Source organism: Microbispora sp. NBRC 16548, assembly GCF_030268985.1.
Taxonomy (GTDB): Bacteria; Actinomycetota; Actinomycetes; order Streptosporangiales; family Streptosporangiaceae; genus Microbispora; species Microbispora catharanthi.
Genome location: NZ_BSSF01000006.1, coordinates 222,674 through 244,475 on the forward strand (window position 1 = coordinate 222,674; position 21,802 = coordinate 244,475).

The window sequence follows — 21,802 nt, forward strand, 5'->3', positions numbered from 1 at the left end:
CTGGAAGGCGTACGGCGAGGTGCGCGGCTTGTAGGCGCCGCCGCGCAGCAGCGTCGCGCCCGCCGCCTTGGCCATCAGCGCGGCCTCCAGCGTCTGCTCCGGCGTCTCGACCGCGCACGGGCCCGCGATCAGGGTGACGGTGTCCGGGCCGATCGGCACGCCGCGCACGGTCACCGTGGAGCGCTGGGGGTGGTTCTCCCGGCTCACGAGCTTGTACGGCGTGGAGACCCGCACGACGTCCGCGACGCCCGGCATGGCGCGCAGGTTCAGCGTGGCGAACTGCTCGACGTCGCCGATGAGGCCGACGATCGTACGGTTCACGCCGCGGCTCGCGAACGCCTCCCCTCCGGCGGCGGCGACGAGGTCGGCGATCGCCTCGATGTCGTCCTGCGTGGCCTCGGGGGTCATGACGATGACCATGGTGACTCCTGTCGCTGTGAACGGTGCGGGTCCGGAAAACGACGAAGGCCCCGGGTCCGTGTGGACCCGGGGCCTTCGTTCGCCGTGGCTGTCAGCGCAGCGCATGGAGGCGATCGGTCCTCACGGGTCCGTCGCCATACCAAAACGACCAAGCGGTGCGCATGTGACGCAATATAGCGCACGCTTCCTTGATCGTGCCGCACCCGCACCTCCGGGGTCCGGTGCGGCCGTCCTCCGGGCGGATGGCAGGATGGCGTGCGTGCCGGAGAAACCTGAGGAGGAGACGCGCCTGCCACCGGGCCAGTACGTCCCACGCGGACGGCCCGTCGTCCACTACGGGCGGGTCCCGGCGTTCCGCCCTGAGACGTGGCGTTTCCAGGTGTTCGGCGCCACGGCCTCGGGCCGGGTCCACGAGTTCTCGTGGGAGGAGTTCTCCGCGCTGCCCAGGACGACGGTCGTCGCGGACTTCCACTGCGTCACCAAGTTCTCCCTCATGGGCAACGAGTGGGGCGGCGTTCCCACGTCGGAGCTGCTCGACCGCGTCCCCCCGGCGCCGGGCGTGCGCCACGTCATGGTCTGGGCCGAGTACGGCTACAGCGCCAATGTGCGCATGTCCGACTTCGACCGCCCGACGACGCTGTTCGCCACACACCTCGACGAGAACCCGCTGTCCCCCGAACGCGGCTATCCCGTACGGATCGTGGTGCCGCACCTGTACGCGTGGAAGAGCGTGAAGTGGGTGCGCGCGGTCGAGTACCTGACCGAGGACCGGCGGGGCTTCTGGGAGGATCGCGGCTACCACAACGTGGCCGATCCCTGGAAGGAGCAGCGCTACTCATATCAGGAGGACCCGGGCGACGGCCCTCCGTGAGGCCGCCGAGCGGCTACGGTGTCCGGCGTGTCTTCAGCCGTCTGGGTCGCGCTGTGCGCGCTCTGCGGGGTCTGCGGCGGCGCACTGGGCCGCGCCCTCGCCTGCCGCGGGCCGGCCCCCGGCGGGCTGCCGGCGGAGGCGACGCTCCTCGCCCTGCGCGTCGCCGGGCGGGCGGCGGGCTCGCTGCGCGCCGGGCTCACCCGCGGCTCCGCCCGCCGCGCCGCACGGCACCTGCGGACGTTGCTCGGCACCGCCGGCCTGGTGGTCGCCACGAGCGACCGCGTCCTGGCCAGGGACGGCACGGGTGTGCCGGCGGACGAGGCGGTCCTCGCCGAGGTGCGCGCGACCATGGCGGGCGGCAGGCCACGCCGCGCCCCCGCCGCGGGCGGCGACCGGCACGGGGTGGTCGTCCCCCTGACCGTGGAAGGGCGGGCGGTCGGCGCGCTCGCGGTGTACGACGCGGAGATCGGCGCCGCCATGGTGCGCACGGCGGCCGAGGTGGGCCGCTGGATGTCCGGCCAGCTCGAACTCGCCGAACTCGACGCCTCCCGCAGGCGGACCCTGGAGGCGGAGGCGCGGGCCCTGCGGGCGCAGATCTCGCCCCACTTCGTGTACAACTCGCTCACCACGATCGCCTCGTTCGTCCGGACCGATCCCGAGCGCGCCCGCGAGTTGCTGCTCGACTTCGCCGACTTCATCCGGTACGCGCTGCGCCGGGCGGCCGACTTCACCTCGCTCGCCGACGAGCTGAGCTGCGTGGACCGCTACCTGCTGCTGGAGCAGGCGAGGTTCGGCGACCGGCTGCGCTTCACCGTCCAGGTCGCCCCCGAGGTGCTGCGGGTCGACGTGCCGTTCCTGTGCCTGCAACCCCTGGTGGAGAACGCCATCAAGCACGGCATGCCGGGCGAGGTCCGGGTCGTGATCAGGGACGCCGGGCCGGAGGCGCACATCTGGGTCGAGGACGACGGCGTCGGCATGGACCCCGAGCATCTGCGGGCCGCGCTCGCCGAGGAGAGCAGCGGGATCGGGCTGAGCAACGTGGATGTGCGCATGCGCCACCTCTACGGCCAGGACTACGGGCTCATGGTCGAGACGGCGCCCGGCAAGGGGACCCGCATCCGGCTGCGCATCCCCAAGACCCGCCCCCGGGCCGTCCCGGCCCGCTCCTGAACCCCGCCGGTCGGCGAGTGCACCGCAGGACGGGGTCCTGCGGCGGTCACGGGCGGGCGAGCACGTGCCCCGCCAGCAACCCGCGTCTCCGATGACCGCGTCTCCGATGACCGTGGCCCCCGATGACGGTGGCCCCCGATGGCCGGGCCGGGCGCTCAGCCGGTCAGGAGCGGGAGCCGGAGGACGAACCGGGCGCCGCGCGGGGAGTCCTCGACGCACAGGCTGCCCTCGTGTGCCACCGCGATCGCCCGGCACAGGGCCAGGCCGAGGCCGCTGCCGTCGGGGTCGAGGCGCCGTCCCGCCTCCAGGCGGGTGAAGGGTTCGAAGATGCGCTCCCTGTCCTCCTTGCCGACGCCGTCGCCGTCGTCGAGCACCACCACCAGCGCCTGGGCGCCGGCGCGCTCGGCGCTCACGTCCACCTGGCCGCTGGCGTGGCGCTGCGCGTTCACCAGAAGGTTCGTCACGATGCTGGCCAGCTGCACGCGGTTGCCGAGGACCCGCACGTCCGGCTCGGCCCTGGCGTGCACCGGCACGCCCGTGGTGCGCGCCGCCTCGGCGCGTACGAGCGCCCCGAGGTCGACCGGCTCGGACGAGCACGGCGTGTTGCGGAGCCGGGCGAAGGCGAGCAGCTCGTCGATGATCTGCTGCATGCGGTCGGCGGCGGGCAGCGACCTGGCGATCGCCTGCCGTGCGTCGATCTCCGGGTAGAGCAGCGCCTCCTCCAGCCCGGTGCGCAGGCCGGTGAGCGGGGACTTGAGCTCGTGGGACACGACGGCGGCGAACTCCCGCTGCCGCGTCACCGCCGACTCCAGCCGGCTGAGCGTCTGGTTCGCGGCCCGGGCCAGCCGGGCGATCTCGTCCCGGCCGGACGGCTCCGGCACCCGCAGGGACAGGTCGTTGGCGTTGATCTCCGACATCCGCTGCCGGATCGCGTTGATGGGGCGCAGGATGCGACCCGTCGCCCGCCAGGTCGTCCACGTCCACAGAGCGGCCAGCAGCACTCCGCCGGCGCCGATGAGGAACTCCAGCCGCCGCCCGCGCAGGGCGGGCGGCTGGTCCGTGCCGGTGTAAACGAAGTGGGGCTCGCCCCGCCAGAGCTCCCAGGACTGCAACGACGGGACCCGGGCGGCGGTGAGCATGACGCACCGCTCGCTCTCAGGGCACTCGATCACGTCCCGGAAACGGTTCTCCTCCGTCGGCCGGACCGTGCTCAGCGGCCGATCGCCGGCCATGGGCCCGGCCGTCACCACCCGGCCCCGCGAGTCGACGAGCTGGACGAGCGGGACCCGCGCCGTCGGCGCCGGCGGCGGAACCTGCCCGCGTTCCATCAGGCCGATCCACTCGGTCGCGACCCGGCGGGTCTCCCCGTAGATCTCGGCTTCGACCCGGTGGCGGATCAGCAGGCACAGGCCTGCTGCGATCACGGCGGCGACGAGCACGGACACCACCGCCACGGTCAGCGTCACGCGCGCCTGGATGGAGTGGGAGAAGGGAAGGAACGTGGCCGGCCTGATGCTCATCGAAGTTCCTCGTTGGGCCTGTCTTCCTGTCAACGGTAAGCAGCCGTAGCAGACAAAAGGCCTTATAGACGGCAAAAGCCGAATAGCTCTACCTAGTCTTGGCGTGGAGGTTGCCTCGGCATCGGCCACGACGGTGGCGGAGAGTATCGGGAATGTCACCTACCGCTCGGTCACCCCTTGCGCGGAGGGCGGGGCACGCGGCACGGTGGACGCCATGCTGCGTGTCCTCGCGGTGGACGACGAGGTCCCCGCTCTGTCCGAGCTCGCCTTCCTGCTCCGCCAGGACGCCCGGGTGGAGCACGTGAGCACGGCGACCGACGGCGGGGCCGCCCTGCACGACATGGTCCAGATGATCGCCGACGGGGAGCGCCTCGACGGCGTCTTCCTGGACGTGCGCATGCCGGGCCTCGACGGCCTCGACCTGGCCCGGCTCATCGGCGGTTTCCCCACGCCTCCCCGCCTGGTCTTCGTCAGCGCCCACGACTGCGCCGTCCAGGCGTTCGAGCTGGAGGCCGTCGACTACCTGCTCAAGCCCGTACGCCCGGAACGCCTGGCGGAGGCCGTACGCCGGCTCTCGGCCGCCGTCGCGCCTCCCGGCACCGAGGAGGACCTGGAGACGATCCCGGTCGAGCTCGGGGGCCGCACGAAGTTCGTGGCCCGGCAGGACGTGTGCTACGCCGAAGCCCACGGCGACTACGTGCGCCTGCACACGGCGGACGCCGCCTACCTCGTGCGGATGTCCCTCGCGGCGCTGGAACGCCGCTGGGCCGGCGCCGGGTTCGTCCGGGCCCACCGCAGCACCCTCGTCAACGCCCGGCACGTCAGCGAGCTGCGCTTCGACGCCGGGCGGGTGGTCCTGCAGGTGGGCGGAGAGACGCTGCCGGTGAGCAGGCGGCACACCCGGCAGGTGCGCGAGCAGCTCGTCCGCCAGTTCCGTCCCTGAGCCTCCACGCGATCACCCCGCATCCCGCGGCGCCTCAGGAGCGGGCCGGGGACACGACCATGCCGCTCTCGAAGGCGCGGGTCACGGCGGCGGCGACGCCGTGCCGGGGGAGCAGCCCCTTCTCGGCCGCCTCCCAGCCCGTGTAGGTGAGGGCCCACAGCACCTGCTGGATCCACTCGGCGCTGACGCCGGGGTCGAACACCCCCTCGGCCTGGCCGCGCTCGATGAGGGTGACGGTGGTCGGCACCGACAGATCGGGCTCGAAGCAGGCCGTGAACTCCTCGAGCACCCGGGGGTCGCCGAACAGGAACGCCAGGCGGTCCCCGGCGTCCACCAGGGCGGCGATCAGTCTCCGCATCGCCTCGAGCGGCGGGCCCTGGTCGATGGCCGCCCCCGCCGTCGACCTCTCCACCACGCGGAAGGAGTCGACGACGGCCGCGTTCACGAGGTCCTGCCGGTCGGAGAAGTAGCGGTGCAGCGTGCTGCGGCCGATCTGGGCGGCTTCGGCGATGTCCGCGAGCGTCGCGCCGCGGTCGCGGGCGAGGACCGAGGCCGCCGCGGCGAGGATGGCACGGCGCGTACGGCTGCGCGTGCCCGATTCCCTGGTGTCGGTCACCCCCGGAAGGCTAGCAGCGCCTCCATTAGGAGGCGGTTGTGGTTGATAATGAGACATTAAAGTCTCATTATGGAGCCATGAACTCTTACTCTATCCTCGCTGAGGGGCTTGGCAGGCGCTACGGCGAGACCAGAGCCCTCAACGGGTTCGACCTGAGGGTCGCCGGCGGGAGCGTGTGCGCGCTTCTCGGCCCGAACGGCGCGGGCAAGACCACCGCCGTCCGCGTGCTGACCACGCTGGCGCGACCGGACTCCGGCCGCGCGCTCGTGGCCGGGTTCGACGTCGCGCGGCAGCCGGCCGAGGTGCGCCGCCGCATCGGCCTGGCCGGGCAGGAGGCGGCCGTGGACGAGATCCTCACGGGGCGGGAGAACCTCGAGATGTGGGGGCGGCTCCACCACCTCCACGCGGCGGCGGCACGCCGCCGCGCGGGCGAGCTCCTGGAGCGGTTCGGGCTGTCCGAGGCGGCCGACCGGCGGGTCAGGCACTACTCCGGAGGAATGCGGCGGCGTCTCGACCTGGCCGCCGCGTTCCTTCAGGCCCCGCGCGTGCTCTTCCTCGACGAGCCGACCACCGGGCTCGACCCCCGCAGCCGCACGGAGGTCTGGCGCACCGTGCGCGGGCTCGCGGACGCCGGCAGCACCGTGCTCATGACGACGCAGTACCTGTTCGAGGCCGACCAGCTCGCCCGGCAGATCGCGGTGATCGACGGGGGGAGGGTGATCGCGGACGACACCCCCGAGCGTCTGAAGTCGCTGATCGGCGGCGACCACCTCGACCTCGTCGTGCGCGATCCCGCCCGCCTCGGCGACGCCGCCACGGTCCTCACGGGCGTCGCGCAGGCCGAGCCCGTGACCGACGCGGACGCCCGCCGCCTGACCGCCCCCGTACGCGACCGCGTCGGGGCGCTCACCACGGTCGTACGCGAGCTGGAGCGGCGCGGCATCGAGGTCGAGGACGTCTCTCTGCGCCGTCCGACCCTGGACGAGGTGTTCCTGAGCCTGACGGCGGAGGCGGCGGCGTGAGCGCCCTGGCCGCCCCGGACGCGCCGCCCCGGTGGGGCGAGCGGCTGCGCTGGACGCTGTCGGACGCGTCGGTCATCGCCCGCACCAACCTCAGACACTGGGTCCGCAACCCGGCCGCCGTCCTCAACCTGACGCTGTATCCGATCGTCATGGTCGTGCTGTTCGGCTACGTCCTCGGCAGCGCGATGAACGTCGCGGGCGGCGGCGACTACCGCGAGTTCCTGATGCCGGGCATGTTCTCCCAGACGATGGCGATGGGGGTGATGACCACGATGACGGTGGTCAGCCTGCAGACCGCCCGCGGGGTGACCGACCGCTACCGCTCGATGCCGATCTCGCGGCCCGGCGTGGTGCTCGGCCGCGCCTTCGCCGACATCGTCAACTCGGTGCTCGAACTGCTGATCCTGCTCGGGTGCGGCCTGGTCGCCGGATGGAGCTGGCACCGGGGGATCGGCGACGCCCTGGCCGCCGTCGGCCTGCTCCTCCTGCTGCGCTTCGCGCTCATCTGGGTGGGGATCTACCTCGGGCTGGCGCTCACCCCGGAGGCGGCGAGCGCGGCCTGGCTGCCGCTGCTGCCGCTCACGATGCTGGCCAACACCTTCGTGTCCCCGGCGCTCCTGCCGGGATGGCTCGGGGCGATCGCGGAGTGGAACCCGCTGTCGGCGACGGTCGCCACGTGCCGGATGCTGTTCGGCAACCCCGGCTGGCAGGGCGATTCCTGGGCCGCCGAGCACGCCCTGACGCTGGCGATCGGCTGGCCGCTGCTGATCACGCTCGTCTTCCTGCCTCTGTCCGCCCGGCGCTACCGCCGCCTCGGCGGCTGAGCTGGGCACACTCGTCGGGGGCGCGCGGGCCGACCCGGGGCGTCTTCGCGCGCCCCGATCTACCGCTCGTCGTCTCCCGGGGCCCGCTCGTCGTGCGGGAGCGGGCCGCATGGCGCTAACTAGAGACCGCTCGTCCGAAGGGCCATCCCCCCGCCCAACTACACCTCGTAGTCTTTCGCACGTCGCAAGACACGCGGGGTAATCACAAAGTGAGCAGGTTGTCACCGAGTGGTTACCAAGCGGGGCCCTACTCGGGGGGGAAGGGCCCCGCCAACGCGTATCGGGGGGGGGTGCGCGGCGATCCGGCCATACGGGGGCGCCGGATCGCCGCGAACGCCCCGTCCCCGCTTTCCCCGCAGGGCGCCTGCCCCTGAACGCGGGGGGCCGCTGCCCCTGAACGCGGGGTGCGGCTACCTCGGAACGCCGGGTACCCGCCGCGGCGCGGTGACCGGCGGCCCCGGGGACGCGCCGGTCAGGCGCCGCGCAGCTTCTTGAGCAGTTCGATGTCCTCGCGGTGCTTTTCCACCTTGCCGGGCGTCTCGATGCAGATGGGCACCCCGGCGGCCGTGGGGTGGCGCATCAGCTCGCCGAACGCCTGGGCGCCGATGTGCCCGGCCCCGATGTTCTCGTGCCGGTCCCGCTTGGAGCCGCAGGGGTCCTTCGAGTCGTTGGCGTGGATCAGCTTGAGCCGGCCGGGGGCGACGTCGTTCAGGGCGTCCATCATCTCCTTCACCCCGCCCGGCGCGGCCAGGTCGTGCCCCGCCGCGAAGGCGTGGCAGGTGTCGAGGCACACGCCCACCTTGGGGTGGTGGTCGAGGGCCTCCAGATAGGGACCGAGGTCCTGCACGGTCGCGCAGAGCATCTGGCCCTGGCCCGCCATCGGTTCGAGCAGCAGGTCGGGGCCGTCGTCCGGAAGCTCGTCCAGCACCGGCAGCAGGCGCTCGTGGATCTGGCGCATCGCGGCCTCGCGCGACTGGCTCACGGCCGAGCCGGTGTGGACGACCACGCCGAGCGCGCCGGTCTCGGCGCCCCTGCGCAGGGTGTGGCGGATCACCGCGATCGAGTTCTCCAGGGTCTCCGGCGTCGGCGACCCGCAGTTCACGAGATAGGCGGCGTGCAGGAAGACCGGCACGCCCGACTCGCGGAGCTTGGCGTCCTCGGCGGGGTTGCCCTCGCTGAGCGCCCAGCCCCGCGGGTTGGTGACGAAAACCTGGATCATCTCCGCGCCGATGTCGGCCGCGTACTTCAGCCCGCCCTTGGCGAGGCCGCCGGCGACGAAGACGTGTCCGCCGATGAGAGTGGAAGGAGTCATGATGCCCCCAGAGTATTGGCACAGCGTATTGGCGCAGGACATTGGCGCAGGCTGGCGCCGCCCCCTTGTTGCCACAGCCCCTTTTGCGGCAGCCCCTTTGTCACAGCCCCTTTGTCACAACGTACAAAGCGGCGCCCGGAGCAGGGCGTCCGGTTCGGACTTCGCGCCGCTGGAATCGCCTCGGGCCCGGCGGTTGACTGACGGGCATGCGCGAACTCGGCCGGGAGGACCTGCGGTCCTGCTGCGCCTCCGCCAGGTGGCTGGAGGCGGTCGCCGCGCGCGGGCCGTTCCGGGATCTCGACGGGCTCCGCCGCGCGAGCGAGGCGGCTCTCGCGGTGCTCACTTGGGACGACGTGCTGGAGGCGCTGGCGGCGCACCCGAGGATCGGCGAGCGGCCTGACGGCGCGGGACGCGAGGCCGCGTGGTCGCGGTCCGAGCAGTCCGGGACCGCGGACGCCGGCCGGGAGGTGCTCGGCGCGCTCCGCGAGGGCAACGCCGCCTACGAGAGCCGGTTCGGTCACGTCTACCTGGTCTGCGCGACGGGCCGGGAGGCCGGCCAACTGCTGGCGCTGCTGAGGGACCGGCTCGGCAACGACGAGGAGACCGAGCGCGAGGTCGTCAGGGACGAACTTTCGAAGATCGTCGCGATGCGGCTGACCAAGCTCTGGGAGGGCCGGTGAGCCTTTCGACGCACGTGCTCGACACCGCCGCCGGGCGGCCGGCCAAGGACCTGTTCGTACGGCTGTCGCGGCGCGCCGCGCACGGCTTCGTGCCGGTGGCCGAGGGCCGCACCGACGGCGACGGCCGCATCCGGGACTGGACGCCGCTGGGCCGGGAGTGGGACCCGGCCGAAGATCCGCGCCCGGGCACCTACCGGCTCGTGTTCGACACCGGCGCCTACCTGGGGGACGAGGCGTTCTTCCCCGAGGTGAGCGTCGTGTTCGCCATCCGGGAGGCCGGCGAGCACTACCACGTGCCGCTGCTGCTGAGCCCGTTCGCCTACTCGACCTACCGGGGGAGCTGACGTGGCCGTTCTGGGGCCGAACAGGTATGGCAAGGCCGAGACAAGGGTCGTGCGGGTGACCCGGCACGGCGACGCCCACCGGATCAAGGACCTCACGGTCAGCACGTCGCTGTCGGGCGACATGACCGAGGTGCACCTGAGCGGGGACAACAGCGCCGTCCTGCCCACCGACACGCAGAAGAACACGGTCTTCGCGTTCGCCAAGAAGCACGGCGTCGGGATGATCGAAGACTTCGCGCTGCTGCTGGCCCGTCATTTCGCGGACTCTCAGCCCGCGATCCACCACGCGAGGGTCGCCGTCGAGGAGCACGCCTGGGAGCGCAACGGCGCGTTCGGGCACTCGTTCGTCCGCTCGGGCCGGGAGGTCCGCACCTGCGTGGCCCACCACGACGGGACGCGGTCCTGGGTGGTCTCCGGGCTGCGCGACCTCGTGGTGCTCAACACGACCAACTCCGAGTTCTGGGGCTTCGCCAGGGACGAGTACACGACGCTGCCGGAGACCCGCGACCGCGTCCTGGCCACCGCGGTGGACGCGGCGTGGCGGCACGCGGACGCCTCCCAGGACTGGGACAAGACCTACGAGAACGCGCGGGGCGCCCTGCTCGCGGCCTTCGCCGACACCTACAGCCTGTCCCTGCAGCAGACGCTGTACGCCATGGGCACGCGCGTGCTGGCCGAGTGCCCGGGGGTCTGCGAGGTGCGGCTGTCGCTGCCGAACAAGCACCACTTCCTGGTGGATCTCGCGCCCTTCGGGCTGGACAACGACGGTGAGGTCTTCTTCGCCGCCGACCGGCCGTACGGGCTGATCGAGGGCACGGTGCTGCGCGAGGACGCGCCCGCCGCCGGCCCGGCCTGGGAGTAGCCGATGGACTTCCTGCGACCGCTTACCTGGGTGGACGCCCTGGCGCTGAAGGCCGAGCGGCCCGAGGCCACACCGATCCAGGGCGGCACCGACGTCATGGTGGAGATCAACCTCGACAAGGGCCGCCCGGCCGCCCTGCTCGACCTCACGCCGATCCCCGAGCTCCGGGAGTGGTCGCGGGAGGGCGGCGAGATCCGCGTGGGCGCGGGCGTGACCTACTCCCGGCTGATCGCCGAGCTCGGGGCCGAACTTCCCGGCCTGGCCCAGGCGTCCCGCACGGTCGGCTCGCCGCAGATCCGCAACCGGGGCACGGTCGCGGGCAATCTCGGCGCGGCCTCGCCCGCGGGCGACAGCCACCCGCCGCTGCTGGCCTGCGGCGCGGTCGTGGAGACCGAGTCGGTGCGCGGCACCCGGCTGATCCCGATCGGGGAGTTCTACACCGGCGTGAAGCGCAACGCGCTCGCCCCCGACGAGCTGATCCGCGCCGTGCGCGTCCCGGCCGCCACAGGACCGCAGTACTTCTCCAAGATCGGCACCAGGAACGCCATGGTGATCGCGGTGTGCTCGTTCGCGGTCGCGCTGGACCCGTCCGTGCGCCGGGTGGGCACCGGCATCGGCTCGGCCGCGCCGACCCCGCGCCACGCCCCGCGGGCCGAGGACTTCGCGGCAGGGGAACTGGACTGGGATGGCCGCGGCCCGCTCGATCCCGGTGCGGCGCGCCGCTTCGGCGAACTCGTGGCCGCCTCCGCCGCGCCCATCGACGACGTGCGGGGCCGCGCCGCCTACCGCACACACGCGCTGGCCGTGATGGCGCGCCGCGCGCTCGGCTGGGCATGGGACGACTTCAGAGCCGGCGACCGCAGGGGGAGCGCATGAGGGTGAACCTCACGGTGAACGGCCGCCCGATGACGGCCGACGACGTGTGGGAGGGCGAGAGCCTGCTGTACGTCCTGCGCGAGCGGCTCGGCCTGCCGGGCGCCAAGAACGCCTGCGAGCAGGGCGAATGCGGCTCCTGCACGGTCTATCTCGACGACACCCCGGTCTGCGCGTGCCTGGTCGCCGCCGGCCAGGCGGAGGGACGCGAGGTGGTGACGGTCGAGGGCCTGGCCGCCTCCGGCGGCGGGCTGGACGGTGAACTCGGCGGCGGTCTGAACAGCGGCCTGAACAGCGGACTGAACAGCGGGCTGAACGACGTGCAGCGCGCGTTCGTGGACGCGGGGGCCGTGCAGTGCGGCTTCTGCACGCCCGGTCTCGTCGTCCAGGCCCACGCGCTGCTCGCGGGGTCCGACGGCGTGCCGCCGGACGCCGACATCCGGGAGGCCCTGGCCGGCAACCTGTGCCGCTGCACCGGATACGAGAAGATCCTCGACGCGGTGCGCCTGGCCGCCGCCCGCCGCGCGGGGACGGCCTAGGCCGCCGCCCATGACGAAACACGATCCCGCCATCGTCCGCCTCCGGGGGGTTCCGTTGCCCGAAAGCCCGCGTCCGGTCGTCATCGAGAACGCCTACGTCGTCCCCGTCGCCGGGGAGGAGAGCGCGTCCGGCCACGTCGTCGTGGAGGACGGTCTGATCACGGCGGTCGGCCCCGGCCCGGCGCCGCGCGTGCCGGAGGGGGCGGAACGCGTCGACGGCTCCGGCTGCCTGGCCACCCCCGGCCTGGTCAACACCCACCACCACCTCTACCAGTGGGCGTCCCAGGGGGTGACACCGGACGGCACGCTGTTCGAGTGGCTGGTGGCCAGCTACCGGCTGTGGGCCCGGATGGACGCCGAGGTGGTGTCGGGCGCCGCGACGGCGGGGCTGGCCTGGCTGGCCCTGTCGGGCTGCACGACCTCGACCGACCACCACTACGTCTTCCCCAAGGGCAGGGGAGACCTCTTCGAGGCGGAGATCGAGGCCGCGCGGCGGGTCGGGCTGCGTTTCCATCCCTGCCGGGGGTCGATGGACCGTGGCGCCTCGCGCGGTGGCCTGCCGCCGGACGAGGTCGTGGAGGAGGTCGACGAGATCCTCCAGGCCACCGACGACGCGATCCGGAAATATCATGATCCGTCGTTCGGGTCGATGCTGCGCGTCGCGGTCGCCCCCTGCTCGCCGTTCTCGGTCAGCGGCGAACTCATGACCCGCTCGGCCGACCTCGCCCGCGCCCACGGCGTACGGCTGCACACGCACGTGGCGGAGACGGCCGACGAGGACGAGCACTGCAGGGAGCAGTTCGGCGTGCTGCCCGTCGAGTATCTCGACCGGCTCGGCTGGCTGGGTCCCGACGTGTGGCTGGCCCACTGCGTCCACCTGACCGACAAGGACGTGCGGCGCTTCGCCGAGACCGGCACGGGCACGGCCCACTGCCCGTCGTCCAACGGCCGTCTCGGGGCGGGCATCGCCCGGATCTCCGACCTGCTGGCCGCGGGCGCGCCGGTCGGGCTCGGCGTCGACGGCGCGGCCTCCAGCGAGATGACCCCGCTCGCCGGGGAGATCCGCATGGCCGTGCTCACGCAGCGGGCCCGTTACGGCCCGCGCGCGCTGACCGCCCGCCAGGCCCTGGAGATGGCCACGCTCGGCGGCGCCCGCTGCCTCGGCCGGGAGGCCGAGATCGGCTCGCTGGAGCCCGGCAAGCTCGCCGACGTGGCGCTGTGGCGGCTCGGCGGCTTCCACGCCGCGATCGACGATCCCGTGGTCGCCTTCGCGTACGGCGCGACCCCGCCGCTCGCCCGGCTGCTCGTGGGCGGCCGGACCGTCGTGGACGACGGCGAACTGCGCACCGTCCCGGGAGAGGAGGCCGCGCGGGCCGGGGCCGACGCCCATCGCCGGCTGACCACCATGGATCATGTCTGAGGCGTTCCCGGACACGATCGAAGGGCCACAGGTGAGCCACACCATGACAGGACACGTCGTCATCGCACCGGACAAGTTCCGAGGGTCGCTCACCTCGCCCGAGGTGGCCGCGCACGTGGCCGCCGGGCTGCGTTATCCGGGATTGGGGAACGTCCCGGTCGTCGAGCTGCCGGTGGCCGACGGGGGCGACGGCACCGTGGACGCGGTCGTGGCGAGCGGGTTCACCCGGGTCGAGACGGAGGTGACCGGGCCGGCCGGCGATCCGGTCACCGCGAGCTACGCCGTGCGGAACGAGCCCGGCGCACGGGTCGCGGTGATCGAGCTGGCCGAGGCGTCGGGCCTGCGCCGGCTGCCGGGTCCGCCCGGAGGGCGGCCGGAGGAGCACGTCCCGGTGCCGCTGACCGCGACCAGCCGAGGCACGGGTGAGCTGATCGCCCACGCCGTACGGCACGGCGCGACGCGGATCGTGCTCGGCCTCGGCGGCAGCGCCTGCACCGACGGCGGCGCGGGGATGGCCCAGGCCCTCGGCGTGCGGCTGCTCGACGCGGCCGGGAACGACCTGCCGCCGGGCGGCGCCGCGCTGCGCGACCTGCACGCCGTCGATGCCTCCGGCCGCCTGAGCGGGTTCGAGGTGATCGTGGCGAGCGACGTGGACAACCCGCTGCTCGGGCCGTACGGCGCGGCGGCGGTGTACGGCCCGCAGAAGGGCGCGAGCCCGCAGGACGTGGCCGTGCTGGAGGCCGGGCTGGCCCGGCTGGCGGCCGTCGCCGCGCACACCCACGGCCTGGCCGGCGCCGCCGAGCACGACGGTGTCGTGCGCGCGATGGGCGTGGCCGGGCGGCCGGGGGCGGGCGCCGCCGGCGGTGTGGGCTTCGGCGCGCTGACGTTCCTCGACGCCGAGATCCGCCCCGGCATCGGCTATCTGCTGGATCTGGTGGAGTTCGACCGCCACGTGGAGGGCGCCCAGTTGGTGATCACGGGCGAGGGCGCGATCGACGAGCAGACCCTGCGTGGCAAGGCGCCGGTCGGCGTCGCGGCGGCCGCGGCCAAGCACGGTGTGCCGGTGGTGGCCGTCTGCGGGCGGCGCACCGTCGGCGACGAGGAGCTGCGGGCGGCCGGCATCGAGGCGGCGTACGCGCTGACCGACATCGAGCCCGACGTGCGGCGGTGCATGGCCGAGGCCGGGCCGCTGCTTGAGCGGCTGGCGGCGCGGATCGCCGCCGGACATCTCACGACATGAGGAGTGGCGCGTGGGGGAACCGTACGACCTGGTGGTGAGGTCCCGGCGGACCGTGACCCCGGAGGGGGAGCGCCCGCTCGCGGTCGCCGTGCGCGGGGGCGTGATCGCGGCCCTGCGGCCCTACGACGAGCCGCCGGCGGCGGAGGAGTCCGCCGACCTCGGCGACCTGCCGCTGCTGCCCGGGCTGGTCGACTCCCACGTGCACGTCAACGAGCCCGGCCGCACCCACTGGGAGGGCTTCGCGACCGCCACCAGGGCGGCGGCGGCCGGGGGCGTGACCACGATCGTGGACATGCCGCTCAACTCGCTGCCCCCGACCGTGGACGTGGCGGCGCTGGAGGTCAAGCGGAAGGCCGCCGAGGGCCGGTGCCACGTCGACACGGGCTTTTGGGGCGGCGCGATCCCCAGCAACCTCGCCGATCTGCGGCCCCTGCACGAGGCCGGGGTGATGGGCGTCAAGTGCTTCCTGTCCCCGTCCGGGGTGGACGAGTTCCCCCCGCTCGACCACGACGGGCTGCGGGCCGCGCTGGCGGAGGTGGCGGCCTTCGACGGCCTGCTGATCGCGCACGCCGAGGACCCCGGGCTGCTGTCCGACCCCGGCGGCCCCGCGTACGACGACTTCCTGCGGTCACGCCCGCAGGAGGCCGAGCGCCGGGCCGTCGAGCAGGTGATCGCCCTCGCGGCGGAGACGGGCGCGCGGGCGCACATCGTGCACGTGTCGGCCGCCGCCTGCGTCGAACCGCTGCGGGCGGCGCAGGCGGCGGGGGTGCGCGTCACCGCCGAGACCTGCCCGCACTACCTGACCCTGGCGGCCGAGCAGGTCACCGGGCCCGCCTACAAGTGCTGCCCGCCGATCCGGGAGGCCGCCAACCGCGACGCGCTGTGGCAGGCGCTCGCCGACGGCGTGCTCATGGGGATCGTCTCCGACCACTCCCCGTCGACGCCCGACCTCAAGGTGCCCGACTTCGCCGCCGCCTGGGGCGGCATCTCCTCGCTCCAGGTCGGCCTGCCCGCCGTGTGGACCGCGGCCCGCGCCCGCGGGCACGGCCTGGCCGACGTGGCCCGCTGGATGGCCGAGGGACCGGCCCGCCTGGCCGGCCTGCCGCACAAGGGGGCGATCCGGGAGGGCGACGACGCGGACCTCGTCGCCTTCGACCCCGACGCCGAGTTCACGGTGGACGTCGCGACGCTCCACCACCGCAACCCGGTGTCTCCCTACCACGGTGCGCGGCTGGCGGGCGTGGTGCGCACCACCTGGTTGCGCGGCACGCCCGTCGACTTCGCCAGACCGCGTGGCCGGCTGCTGACGAGGGGAGCCCGATGACCGGCTTCACCCGCCTGCCCGATCTCGCCCTGCGCACGTACGGCGGGTCGGTCGTGGCCGCCAACGACGAGTCGTTCGCCGAGCGGGAGGCCCTGATCAGGCCGGGACCGGCCGAGTTCCGGCCGCACACCTTCGGGGCCAAGGGCCAGGTCTACGACGGCTGGGAGACCCGGCGGCGGCGCGAGCCCGGCCACGACTGGGCGATCGTGCGGCTCGGCCTGCCGGGGATCATCAGGGGCGTGGTCGTGGACACCGCGTGGTTCCGCGGCAACTACCCGCCGTACGCGTCGGTCGAGGCGTGCGCGGCCGAGGGCCATCCCTCGCCGGACGAGCTGGACGGCTGGGTGGAGGTCGTGCCGAAGAGCCCGCTGAAGGGCGACACGGTCCACGAGTTCGCCGTGACCGATCCCCGCCGCTTCACCCATGTGCGGCTGAACATCTTCCCCGACGGCGGCGTCGCCCGGCTGCGGGTCCACGGGCGGGTCGTGCCCGACCGGGCGTTCCTGGAGGGCCTCACCGTCGACCTCGCCGCGCTGGAGAACGGCGGCCTCGTGACCGCGTGCTCCGACGAGTTCTACTCCTCGCCGAACAACGTCCTCGCGCCCGGACTGGCCCGCAACCAGGCCGAGGGCTGGGAGACCGCCCGCCGTCGCGACGGCGGCAACGACTGGCTCGTCGTCGCCCTGGCCGGGCCCGGCCGGGTGGCCGTCGCCGAGATCGACACGACCAACCTGGTGTTCAACGCCCCTGGCTGGGCATCGCTGAAGGGCGTGGACGCGGACCGGGCGCCGCTGGAGGACGAGGACGCCTGGTTCCCGCTGCTGCCCAGGACGCGCCTGCAGCCCGACACCCGCCACCGCTTCCGCCTCGACGACGACCGCCGGATCACCCACGCCCGGCTCGACATCTACCCCGACGGCGGCCTCGCCCGCCTCCGCCTCCTCGGCACCCTCACCCCCTGCTCCCCGCCCTGACGGCGGGCTTGACGATTCACGCTCAGGAGTGAAGCATTTTCTCTACACTCGCACGACGTGGAGGAATGGGAGGTCCGCGTAACCAACGACCTCCTTAGCTGGATTCGCAAGCTGGACGATCGATCACGGGTACAGGTCGTCGACGCCATCGACAGGCTGGCCGAGATCGGTCCTGGGCTGGGCCGTCCGCTGGTCGACAGAATTGAGGGATCCAAGATTCACAATCTGAAGGAGTTGCGTCCTGGTTCCGCAGGCCGTTCCGAGATTCGGATCCTGTTCGTGTTCGATCCGTGGCGCTCGGCCATCCTTCTTACAGGCGGTGACAAGTCCGGTGACTGGTCGGGCTGGTATCGCCGCGCGATACCTCAAGCTGAGGAGCTGTACGAGGAGTATCTGAGAGAACGGGAGGCGGAGGAGGACCACTCATGACCAACTTTCCCAAATGGCGCGACCTCCGTGCGGACATCGTCGCCGAATCCGGCGGTGAGGAGGCTGTCGCCGAAGCGCGGCGGCGCAATGAGGCGTACATAGACGGCCACCGGCTCGCGGAACGCCGCAGGGCGCAGGGCCTGTCCCAGGCCGAGGTCGCGGACCGCATGGGGGTCACCAAGAGCCGTGTCTCGCAGATCGAGCGTGGTGAGGTGTCCACGGTGGAGGCCATAGCCCGCTACGTGCAGGCGCTGGGCGGCAAGATCCAGATATCCGCGGTGTTCGGCGACGACCTCTACATCCTCAGGGGAGCCGACCCCGACGCCGCCTGATGCCGATCGGGTCCGTCTCGCTTCGTCACCGGAGCCGCTTGGCGCTCCTGTCTGGGCACCGCGCCGCCGGGGCGGTGCCGGGCGGTGCCCGTGAGCGGGGCGGTGGCCGCGAACGGGATTCGGTAAGGCTTCCGGATTCGGGGTGTTCGGGACGATCACGACTGCTGCGCCGCGTACCGGCGGACGACCGGTTCCAGGTGGTCGACGTGGGGCCCGCTGAGACGCGCGAGTTCGGCGGGGGAGTGGACAAGGGCGATCCGGTCCAGCTCCGGGTCGCGACCCAGAGCCGTCTCCGACGCCACGAGATCCGCGAATCGTTCGTGCAGGAACGACGCGGGCCGGGGCGGAGCGAGGAACAGGACACCGGCGCTTCCGTCCTCATCCCGGGTGACCAGCCACAGGGTCAGATCACCGGGCGCCGTGTCGACACCGATCTCCTCGGCCAGCTCCCGCGTCGCATGCTTGCGCAGCGCGGCCGTGTCGAGGAGCCCGTCGTCCTCGGGAGGTTCGGCGGAACCGCCCGGAAGTTGCCAGCGGCCCGGAGCGGCCGTCCACGGCGACATCCGCACCACCAGGAGGCGCCCGTCGTCCGACGGCTGCACGACGCTGACGAAGAGGGACGGCAGCCACACTGTGGCGCCCGGAACACGGCGCAGGGCATGGAGCCGGTAGGTCGTCCGTGCCCAGGTGATGACCAGGCCGTCCGGATCATCCCGTGCCAGCCCCGCGCATGACACGGCCGGTCCGTCGAAGAGGGCCGGATTGGCCCGCACCGCCTCATCCCACGCGCGGTTCACGGCCGCCTGCTCTTCGGGTGGGATCCGCGGCGCGGCGGCTTCGACGAGGCGGAGCCGGCGAGTCTCCAGGAGTTCGACGACGGAAGGTTCTGGCAGGGCCTCGCTCACCGGCTCATGTTCGCACGTACACCCCCCGCCGGCTGTGACTCGTACGGCACAGGGGGGCGCGTCCCGGCACGGCTCGTGTCTCCGCTCCGCCCTCGGCGACGCGTACGGCCAGGCGCCGCCGGCCGGTCGCGCGGCTCCGCGCCGGGAAGCGGCCTCGGACAACCGTGCGACCGGGCCGTACGCGACCGGATACCCGGCGTCAGTGCCAGATGGTGATGGTGGTGCCCGCGGGCTGCTGGCCGAGCGGGTTCTCGCCGATCACGCGCTGGGTGCCCACGCCGGCCAGCTTGCGGACGTTCACCTTGAAGCCGGCCGCCTTCAGCTCGTTCACCGCGTCCTTCACGAACTTGAACCGTACGTCGGGCACGTTGACGACGGCGGGCGGGTTCTGGGAGGGGTCGGCGGGGTTGATCTCCCACGGCCAGTGGAAGCCTTGGTCCGGCCCGCGTGACACGGTCATGTGCACGATCGCCCCGGACACCACCTCGGCGCCTCCGGGAGGGTCCTGCGCGATCACGGTGCCCGGCGGGGCGTCGTCGGTGGTCTCGTCGATCTGGACGTTGAAGCCCTTCTCGCGCAGGAACTTCTCCGCCTGGTCGCGCATCATCTGCGTGACGTCCGGCATCAGCAGTCCGGCGCTGACGACGAAGTTGACCGTGCTGCCCTTCTTGACGCGCTTGCCCACCGGCGGGTTGGTACGGATGACCTGGTCGCGGGGGACGGTGTCGCTCGCGCTCTTGCTCACCCGCCCGGGAGTCAGCCCGACCTCGGCGATCTTCGCCCGGGCGTCCGTCAGGTTGAAACTCTCGACCTTCGGCACGGGGACCGTCTCCGGGCCTGCCGACGGGATGAGGGTGAGCACCGAGCCCTTGACCACCTCGGCGCCCAGTCCCGGCTCGGTGTCGAGAACGATGTCCTTCGGCACCTTGTCGTCGAACCGCTCCTTGCCGATCCGGACCTCGAAGCCGGCCTGCTGCGCCACCTGCCTGGCGACCGTGACGGGCTTGTTCACCAGGTCGGGGACCTTCGTGTAGCGGCCCTGGGAGAACCACCAGCCGGTGAAGGCGACGCCGGCCAGCATGACGAGGGCCAGCGCGGCGACGAACCAGACGGGCCTGATCCTGCGTCCCCGGCGCCGCTCCGCCTCGGCCGCGCCGGTCAGCAGTTCCGAGCGCGGCTGGATCATCGTGTGACCGAGCGGTGACCCGGGCTCCGCGAGCGCGTGCTGGGCGGTGCCGAACGACGAGGCCCCGCCGGCCGGCGGCATGGTCCGGTGCGCGCCCGTCCGTATGCCGCTGTGGGCGCCGGTGTCCGGGGCCCCGTGCGGGGCGGCGTGCGCACCGGTGTGCCCGGTCCTCGGCAGCGTACGGTGCACCTCGACGGCGGCGACGAGCATGGCGGTCGCGTCCGCCGGGCGCGCGGCGGGGTCCTTGTCGGTGGCCGCGGCGACGAGCGCGTCGATCGGCGGCGGCAGTTCGGGCACGATCGAGGACGGCGCGGGGACGGTCTCGTGCACGTGCCGGTAGGCGATCGACATCGGCGTCTCGCCCGCGTACGGCTGCCGCCCGGTGAGCAGCTCGAACAGCATGATTCCGGCGGCGTACACGTCGCTGCGGGCGTCGGCCGTGCCGGTCGTGACCTGCTCGGGCGACATGTAGCCGATCGTGCCGATCATCATGCCGGTCTTGGTCTGGTTGGTCGCCTCGATCGCGCGGGCCAGGCCGAAGTCCACGACCTTCACCCGGCCGTCGTCGGCGAGCAGCACGTTCTCGGGCTTGACGTCGCGGTGGATGAGCCCGGCCTGGTGGGCCGCGCCGAGGGCGGCGAGCACCGGGATGACCATCTCCAGGGCCTCGCGAGCCGGGAGGCGGCCGCGGCGGCGCAGGACGTCGCGCAGCGTCCGCCCCGGGACGTACTCCATCGACAGGTAGACGTGCGCCCCGTCGGTGCCCTGGTCGAAGACCTGCACGATGTTGGGGTGCGAGAGGCTGGCCACCGACTTGGCCTCGCCGATGAACCGCCGCACGAACTGCGGGTCCTCGGCCAGCGAGCGGTGCATCACCTTGACGGCGACCGTGCGGTCGAGCCGGACGTCCAGAGCCAGGTAGACGGAGGCCATGCCACCCCGGGCGATCCGGGACTCGACGCGGTAGCGCCCGTCGAGCAACTGCCCCACGAGCGGGTCGGTTAGCGTCGTGTCCACTCGCCAGAGTTTACGGGTGATTTGCCGCCCGGCGTGTTCCCGAATCCCAAACCGAGACCTATTCGGCCGCCTACCGTGCGGTCCGAAAAGCCGTGCCGATTCCGAAAACCGGGCTTACCAGACGAGGAAATCGTACGCCTTCCCGCCCGCCCGCGCAGACGTCTCGGGACGGGCGGGCGAGGGGAGGGCGGCTGGTCGCGGCGATGGCGGATTCAGGACGGGCGGGCGGGAGAGGACGCCTCGGCGTAGCGGCGGCGTGGGATGCGCCCGGCGAGGCGGGCCAGCCGCCCGGCCGTGACCGCCTGCCGCATGGCCGCGGCCATCAGGCCGGGCCGGTGGGCCCGGGTCACGGCGCTGGCCAGCAGCACGGCGTCGCAGCCCAGCTCCATCGCCAGCGCGGCGTCGCTGGCCGTGCCGATGCCGGCGTCGAGGATCACCGGCACCGTGGCGGCCTCGACGATCAGCTCGATGCTGTGCGGGTTGCGGATGCCCAGCCCGGAGCCGATCGGAGCGCCGAGCGGCATCACGGCGGCGCACCCGGCGTCCTGGAGCCTGCGGGCCAGCGCCGGGTCGTCGCCGATGTACGGCAGCACCACGAAACCGTCGGCGACCAGCCGCTCGGCGGCGTCGAAGGTCTCGATCGGGTCGGGCAGCAGGGTCCGCTCGTCCGCGATGACCTCCAGCTTGACCCAGTCGGTCTCCAGCGCCTCGCGGGCCAGGCGTGCGGTCAGCACCGCCTCCCCGGCGGTGAAGCACCCCGCCGTGTTCGGCAGCACCTTGATGCCGCGGGCGCGCAGCAGGTCGAGCACCGAACCGCGGGACTCCGGGTCGAGCCTGCGCATCGCGACGGTCGTCAGCTCGGTGCCGGACGCCTCCAGCGCCTGGTCGAGCACCTCCAGCGACGGCGCGCCGCCTGTGCCCATGATGAGCCGCGAGGTGAACTTCTCCCCGCCCAGCACGAGGACGTCGTCGGTCATGC

At 73.0% G+C, this 21,802-nt stretch carries 22 protein-coding genes and 1 pseudogene; 16 read left to right on the top strand and 7 right to left on the bottom strand.

Features of this window, described 5'->3' with window-relative positions; all coding sequences use genetic code 11:
* Positions 1-420: pseudogene (locus tag QSK36_RS18395) on the bottom strand (3-deoxy-7-phosphoheptulonate synthase); the annotation flags it as partial.
* Between the two features lie 250 nt (positions 421-670).
* On the opposite strand from QSK36_RS18395, the gene QSK36_RS18400 reads away from it, so the two are divergent.
* Complete coding sequence (locus tag QSK36_RS18400) at positions 671-1,291, top strand: sulfite oxidase-like oxidoreductase (RefSeq protein ID WP_285783288.1); 621 nt, start codon at positions 671-673, stop codon at positions 1,289-1,291.
* A gap of 27 nt (positions 1,292-1,318) precedes the next feature.
* Positions 1,319-2,461 carry a sensor histidine kinase gene (locus tag QSK36_RS18405; RefSeq protein WP_285783289.1) on the top strand — a complete coding sequence of 381 codons (1,143 nt, stop codon included), beginning with the start codon at positions 1,319-1,321 and terminating at the stop codon, positions 2,459-2,461.
* Positions 2,462-2,616: 155 nt separating this feature from the next.
* Here QSK36_RS18405 and QSK36_RS18410 read toward each other — a convergent pair whose 3' ends face one another.
* On the bottom strand, positions 2,617-3,981 hold the full coding sequence (locus tag QSK36_RS18410; protein WP_183539509.1) for a sensor histidine kinase: 1,365 nt from the start codon (positions 3,979-3,981) through the stop codon (positions 2,617-2,619).
* A 214-nt stretch (positions 3,982-4,195) separates the two neighbouring features.
* On the opposite strand from QSK36_RS18410, the gene QSK36_RS18415 reads away from it, so the two are divergent.
* Positions 4,196-4,924 carry a LytR/AlgR family response regulator transcription factor gene (locus tag QSK36_RS18415; RefSeq protein ID WP_183539511.1) on the top strand — a complete coding sequence of 243 codons (729 nt, stop codon included), beginning with the start codon at positions 4,196-4,198 and terminating at the stop codon, positions 4,922-4,924.
* A 34-nt stretch (positions 4,925-4,958) separates the two neighbouring features.
* On the opposite strand, the gene QSK36_RS18420 is transcribed toward QSK36_RS18415, so the two are convergent.
* Positions 4,959-5,540, bottom strand: coding sequence for a TetR/AcrR family transcriptional regulator (locus tag QSK36_RS18420; protein ID WP_285783290.1), 582 nt, complete (start codon positions 5,538-5,540; stop codon positions 4,959-4,961).
* Between the two features lie 77 nt (positions 5,541-5,617).
* Here QSK36_RS18420 and QSK36_RS18425 point away from each other — a divergent pair, with 77 nt between their 5' ends.
* Positions 5,618-6,562, top strand: coding sequence for an ATP-binding cassette domain-containing protein (locus tag QSK36_RS18425; protein ID WP_285783291.1), 945 nt, complete (start codon positions 5,618-5,620; stop codon positions 6,560-6,562).
* Complete coding sequence (locus QSK36_RS18430; RefSeq protein WP_285783292.1) at positions 6,559-7,386, top strand: ABC transporter permease; 828 nt, start codon at positions 6,559-6,561, stop codon at positions 7,384-7,386. Before QSK36_RS18425 ends, QSK36_RS18430 begins: the two co-directional genes overlap by 4 nt.
* Before the next feature lie 472 nt (positions 7,387-7,858).
* Here the strand turns inward: QSK36_RS18430 and QSK36_RS18435 are convergent, their stop codons facing one another.
* The gene (locus QSK36_RS18435; protein WP_182897269.1) at positions 7,859-8,698 is read right to left on the bottom strand and encodes a deoxyribonuclease IV; all 840 of its coding nucleotides are present in this window, start codon (positions 8,696-8,698) and stop codon (positions 7,859-7,861) included.
* Between the two features lie 206 nt (positions 8,699-8,904).
* On the opposite strand from QSK36_RS18435, the gene uraD reads away from it, so the two are divergent.
* The 11 genes from uraD to QSK36_RS18490 are packed head-to-tail and all read left to right on the top strand — an operon-like array spanning position 8,905 to position 17,715.
* Positions 8,905-9,378, top strand: a complete 474-nt coding sequence (gene uraD, locus QSK36_RS18440) for a 2-oxo-4-hydroxy-4-carboxy-5-ureidoimidazoline decarboxylase (RefSeq protein ID WP_183539518.1) — start codon at positions 8,905-8,907, stop codon at positions 9,376-9,378.
* Complete coding sequence (uraH, locus tag QSK36_RS18445; protein ID WP_139574500.1) at positions 9,375-9,722, top strand: hydroxyisourate hydrolase; 348 nt, start codon at positions 9,375-9,377, stop codon at positions 9,720-9,722. Before uraD ends, uraH begins: the two co-directional genes overlap by 4 nt.
* A 1-nt stretch (position 9,723) precedes the next feature.
* Positions 9,724-10,584, top strand: a complete 861-nt coding sequence (gene pucL, locus QSK36_RS18450; protein WP_139574499.1) for a factor-independent urate hydroxylase — start codon at positions 9,724-9,726, stop codon at positions 10,582-10,584.
* Between the two features lie 3 nt (positions 10,585-10,587).
* Positions 10,588-11,460 (top strand): FAD binding domain-containing protein, encoded by an 873-nt coding sequence (locus QSK36_RS18455; protein ID WP_183539522.1) that lies wholly within the window; start codon positions 10,588-10,590, stop codon positions 11,458-11,460.
* Complete coding sequence (locus tag QSK36_RS18460; RefSeq protein ID WP_285783293.1) at positions 11,457-11,996, top strand: (2Fe-2S)-binding protein; 540 nt, start codon at positions 11,457-11,459, stop codon at positions 11,994-11,996. Before QSK36_RS18455 ends, QSK36_RS18460 begins: the two co-directional genes overlap by 4 nt.
* Positions 11,997-12,006: 10 nt before the next feature.
* Positions 12,007-13,416, top strand: coding sequence for an 8-oxoguanine deaminase (locus QSK36_RS18465; RefSeq protein ID WP_285783294.1), 1,410 nt, complete (start codon positions 12,007-12,009; stop codon positions 13,414-13,416).
* A gap of 43 nt (positions 13,417-13,459) precedes the next feature.
* Positions 13,460-14,656 carry a glycerate kinase gene (locus tag QSK36_RS18470; protein ID WP_285783295.1) on the top strand — a complete coding sequence of 399 codons (1,197 nt, stop codon included), beginning with the start codon at positions 13,460-13,462 and terminating at the stop codon, positions 14,654-14,656.
* Between the two features lie 10 nt (positions 14,657-14,666).
* The gene (allB, locus tag QSK36_RS18475; RefSeq protein WP_285783296.1) at positions 14,667-15,980 is read left to right on the top strand and encodes an allantoinase AllB; all 1,314 of its coding nucleotides are present in this window, start codon (positions 14,667-14,669) and stop codon (positions 15,978-15,980) included.
* Positions 15,977-16,954, top strand: a complete 978-nt coding sequence (alc, locus tag QSK36_RS18480; protein WP_285783297.1) for an allantoicase — start codon at positions 15,977-15,979, stop codon at positions 16,952-16,954. The genes allB and alc overlap by 4 nt, the downstream gene beginning before the upstream one ends.
* A 57-nt stretch (positions 16,955-17,011) precedes the next feature.
* Positions 17,012-17,383, top strand: coding sequence for a type II toxin-antitoxin system RelE/ParE family toxin (locus QSK36_RS18485; protein ID WP_502883325.1), 372 nt, complete (start codon positions 17,012-17,014; stop codon positions 17,381-17,383).
* Positions 17,380-17,715, top strand: coding sequence for a helix-turn-helix domain-containing protein (locus tag QSK36_RS18490; protein WP_183539536.1), 336 nt, complete (start codon positions 17,380-17,382; stop codon positions 17,713-17,715). Before QSK36_RS18485 ends, QSK36_RS18490 begins: the two co-directional genes overlap by 4 nt.
* Before the next feature lie 155 nt (positions 17,716-17,870).
* Here QSK36_RS18490 and QSK36_RS18495 read toward each other — a convergent pair whose 3' ends face one another.
* From QSK36_RS18495 to QSK36_RS18505, 3 genes are all read right to left on the bottom strand, one after another.
* Positions 17,871-18,620 (bottom strand): NUDIX hydrolase, encoded by a 750-nt coding sequence (locus tag QSK36_RS18495; RefSeq protein ID WP_221264017.1) that lies wholly within the window; start codon positions 18,618-18,620, stop codon positions 17,871-17,873.
* Positions 18,621-18,819: 199 nt separating this feature from the next.
* Positions 18,820-20,823, bottom strand: coding sequence for a Stk1 family PASTA domain-containing Ser/Thr kinase (gene pknB / locus QSK36_RS18500; RefSeq protein ID WP_183539538.1), 2,004 nt, complete (start codon positions 20,821-20,823; stop codon positions 18,820-18,822).
* A gap of 212 nt (positions 20,824-21,035) precedes the next feature.
* Positions 21,036-21,800 carry a thiazole synthase gene (locus QSK36_RS18505; RefSeq protein WP_139574491.1) on the bottom strand — a complete coding sequence of 255 codons (765 nt, stop codon included), beginning with the start codon at positions 21,798-21,800 and terminating at the stop codon, positions 21,036-21,038.
* Positions 21,801-21,802 lie beyond the last annotated feature (2 nt).

What these genes read in the sequence shown, in the direction of transcription:
- QSK36_RS18400 (WP_285783288.1), top strand. Translation starts at nt 671, where the DNA reads ATGGCGTGCGTGCCGGAGAAACCTGAGGAGGAGACGCGCCTGCCACCG.
- QSK36_RS18410 (WP_183539509.1), bottom strand. Translation starts at nt 3,981, where the DNA reads ATGAGCATCAGGCCGGCCACGTTCCTTCCCTTCTCCCACTCCATCCAG.
- QSK36_RS18415 (WP_183539511.1), top strand. Translation starts at nt 4,196, where the DNA reads ATGCTGCGTGTCCTCGCGGTGGACGACGAGGTCCCCGCTCTGTCCGAG.
- QSK36_RS18425 (WP_285783291.1), top strand. Translation starts at nt 5,618, where the DNA reads ATGAACTCTTACTCTATCCTCGCTGAGGGGCTTGGCAGGCGCTACGGC.
- QSK36_RS18435 (WP_182897269.1), bottom strand. Translation starts at nt 8,698, where the DNA reads ATGACTCCTTCCACTCTCATCGGCGGACACGTCTTCGTCGCCGGCGGC.
- uraD (WP_183539518.1), top strand. Translation starts at nt 8,905, where the DNA reads ATGCGCGAACTCGGCCGGGAGGACCTGCGGTCCTGCTGCGCCTCCGCC.
- QSK36_RS18455 (WP_183539522.1), top strand. Translation starts at nt 10,588, where the DNA reads ATGGACTTCCTGCGACCGCTTACCTGGGTGGACGCCCTGGCGCTGAAG.
- QSK36_RS18460 (WP_285783293.1), top strand. Translation starts at nt 11,457, where the DNA reads ATGAGGGTGAACCTCACGGTGAACGGCCGCCCGATGACGGCCGACGAC.
- QSK36_RS18465 (WP_285783294.1), top strand. Translation starts at nt 12,007, where the DNA reads ATGACGAAACACGATCCCGCCATCGTCCGCCTCCGGGGGGTTCCGTTG.
- QSK36_RS18470 (WP_285783295.1), top strand. Translation starts at nt 13,460, where the DNA reads ATGACAGGACACGTCGTCATCGCACCGGACAAGTTCCGAGGGTCGCTC.
- alc (WP_285783297.1), top strand. Translation starts at nt 15,977, where the DNA reads ATGACCGGCTTCACCCGCCTGCCCGATCTCGCCCTGCGCACGTACGGC.
- QSK36_RS18490 (WP_183539536.1), top strand. Translation starts at nt 17,380, where the DNA reads ATGACCAACTTTCCCAAATGGCGCGACCTCCGTGCGGACATCGTCGCC.
- QSK36_RS18505 (WP_139574491.1), bottom strand. Translation starts at nt 21,800, where the DNA reads ATGACCGACGACGTCCTCGTGCTGGGCGGGGAGAAGTTCACCTCGCGG.